Genomic DNA, 2,665 nt, shown 5'->3' with positions numbered 1-2,665 from the left:
TGTGGGCGAACGCACCAACATCGGCGCGGGCACGGTGACGTGCAACTATGACGGCGTCATGAAACATCGCACCGAAATCGGCGCAAATGCCTTTATCGGCTCTGACACGATGCTGGTGGCGCCAGTGTCGGTGGGCGATGGCGCGCTAACCGGGTCAGGGTCGGTCATCACCGAAAACGTGCCGGCAGGCGCGGTGGCGCTGGCGCGCGCAAAGCAGGTCAACAAGCTCGGGCTGGCAGCCAAGCTGTTCGACCGGCTGCGCGCCGAAAAGGCGCGGCGGCGCGAGGGAAAAACCTGATGTGCGGCATCATCGGCATCTTGGGCGAGCATGAGGTCGCACCGCAACTCGTTGAAAGCCTGAAGCGGCTGGAATATCGCGGCTACGATTCGGCGGGCATCGCCACCGTGCACGAGGGGCGGCTGGACAGGCGTCGGGCGGTGGGCAAGCTGGTCAATCTTTCAGACCTGCTGGTGCACGACCCATTGCCGGGCAAGGCGGGCATCGGCCATACCCGCTGGGCCACGCACGGTGCCGCGACCGAGCGCAATGCGCACCCGCACCGCTCTGGCCCGGTGACGGTGGTGCACAACGGCATCATCGAAAATTACCGCAATCTGCGCGAAACCCTCGCAGCGGCGGGCATGGCCTGTGAAACCGAGACCGATACAGAAACCGTAGCGCTTCTGACGCACCACTACATGACCCAAGGCCTGCCTGCCCGCGAAGCCGCGCGCGCCACGCTGGCGCGGCTTGAAGGCGCTTTCGCGCTGCTGTTTCTGTTCGACGGCGAACCCGACCTGTTGATTGCCGCGCGCAAGGGCAGCCCGCTGGCGATCGGGCATGGGCAGGGCGAAATGTTTGTAGGCTCGGACGCAATTGCGCTGGCCCCCTTTACCGACGCCATCACCTACCTTGAAGAAGGCGATCATGCCTTTGTCACCCGCGCGGGTGCGGAAATCTTCGACGCCGAAGGCAGGCGCACCAAGCGCGAAGCCCAGCGCATCGACATTGGACAAGCCCGGGTTGAGAAGGCTGGCTACAAGCACTTCATGGCCAAGGAAATCGCCGAACAACCCGCGGTTTTGCGCGATGCGCTTGGGCATTATCTGCAAGGCGGCGCGTTGAACCTGCCCGAGGGGTTGAACCTTGCCGGCGTCGAGCGGCTGACGCTGGTCGCCTGCGGCACCGCCTATTACGCTTGCGCGGTGGCGAAATACTGGTTCGAGGCGCTTGCCGGGCTACCTTGCGAAATCGACGTGGCCAGCGAGTTTCGCTATCGCGAGCCGCCCCTTCCCGCCGCAAGCCTTGCGCTGTTTGTCAGCCAGTCGGGCGAAACCGCAGACACGCTCGCGGCGCTGCGCTATTGCAAGGCACAAGCTGCGCAGACGCTGGCGGTGGTCAACGTGCCCAGTTCGTCCATCGCGCGCGAAGCCGACTTGGCCTTGCCGATCATGGCGGGCATCGAGGTGGGCGTCGCCTCGACCAAAGCGTTCACCTGCCAGCTTGCGGTGCTGGCGATACTGGCGCTGAAAGCGGCGGTGGACCGTGGCCGCATGACGCCTGCAACGCTCGCATGCCATATCGACGCATTGCAAACGCTGCCGGGCCTGATGAATCAGGCGCTGGCGCTTTCCGACGATATCGCGCGGCTAGCCGAGCGCATTGCCGAGGCCAGCGACGTGCTGTTCCTCGGGCGCGGACCGATGTTCCCGCTGGCCTTGGAGGGCGCGCTGAAGCTCAAGGAAATCAGCTACATCCACGCCGAGGGCTATGCCTCTGGCGAGTTGAAGCATGGTCCGATCGCGCTGATCGACCGCAATCTGCCAGTGGTGGTGCTGGCACCGCATGATCGGCTTTTCGACAAGACCGTGTCGAACATGCAAGAGGTGATGGCGCGCCACGGCATGGTGTTGCTGATCTCGGATGCGCCGGGGCTCGATGCCGCATCGGCGGGCGTTTGGGCAAGCCTGAAGCTGCCGCAAGTGGCCGAACCTTTCGCGCCGATCCTTTATGCGATCCCGGCGCAACTGCTTGCCTACCACACCGCGATTGCCAAGGGCACCGATGTGGACCAGCCGCGCAATCTGGCAAAATCGGTGACGGTGGAATGATCGGCGAGGGGGAACTTGCCGCGCTTGCGGCACTTGCCGACCCGGTGCGCGCCGAGGGGTCTGCCGCTTATCACAAGGCCCCGCGCCCCTATCTTGGGCTTGCCGTGCCGCAGATCGAGGCTTTGGTGGCCGAATGGCGTGCGGCGCTGGATGTGCCGGGGCGGGTTGCGCTGGCCGATGCGCTTTGGCGCTCAAACATCCACGAGGCGCGCATTGCCGCGGCCAAGCTGCTGACGCAGGCCCGAATTGGCGATGATGCAGCGGTCTGGCAGCTGATCGCCGCGTGGGTTCCCGAGTTCGACGCATGGGCCATTGCAGACCATGCCGCCGCCGCGGGCGGGCGCCGCCTTGTCGCGCACCCGGAACGGCTGGACGAGGTGGAAGGCTGGGTTGCCCACCCAAACATGTGGGCGCGCCGCGCCGCACTGACCTTCACCCTACCTTGGACCCGCCTGCCCCACCCCAAGCCCGCCGACGAGGCGGTGCGCACCCGCGTTCTGGGCTGGGCCACGGCACTTGCCCCCGACCGCGACTGGTTCATCCAGAAAGCCAT

3 protein-coding genes are annotated in these 2,665 nt (G+C 65.6%); all 3 read left to right on the top strand.

Annotation, left to right across the window (positions count from 1 at the left end; translation table 11 throughout):
* On the top strand, positions 1–298 hold a 298-nt coding region (locus ABY403_RS15390), incomplete at its 5' end, for a DapH/DapD/GlmU-related protein (protein ID WP_372841698.1).
* Entirely contained in the window at positions 298–2,112 is a 1,815-nt protein-coding gene (gene glmS / locus ABY403_RS15385) for a glutamine--fructose-6-phosphate transaminase (isomerizing) (RefSeq protein ID WP_372841697.1), read from the top strand. The genes ABY403_RS15390 and glmS, both read left to right, overlap by 1 nt.
* The coding region (locus ABY403_RS15380) for a DNA alkylation repair protein (protein WP_372841696.1) at positions 2,109–2,665 on the top strand (557 nt) is incomplete at its 3' end. The genes glmS and ABY403_RS15380, both read left to right, overlap by 4 nt.

It is taken from the genome of Phaeovulum sp., from assembly GCF_041596715.1.
Classification (GTDB): Bacteria; Pseudomonadota; Alphaproteobacteria; order Rhodobacterales; family Rhodobacteraceae; genus UBA6213.
Note: the sequence above shows the minus strand (reverse complement) of the source record. Positions and strands in the feature narration are given on the sequence as shown.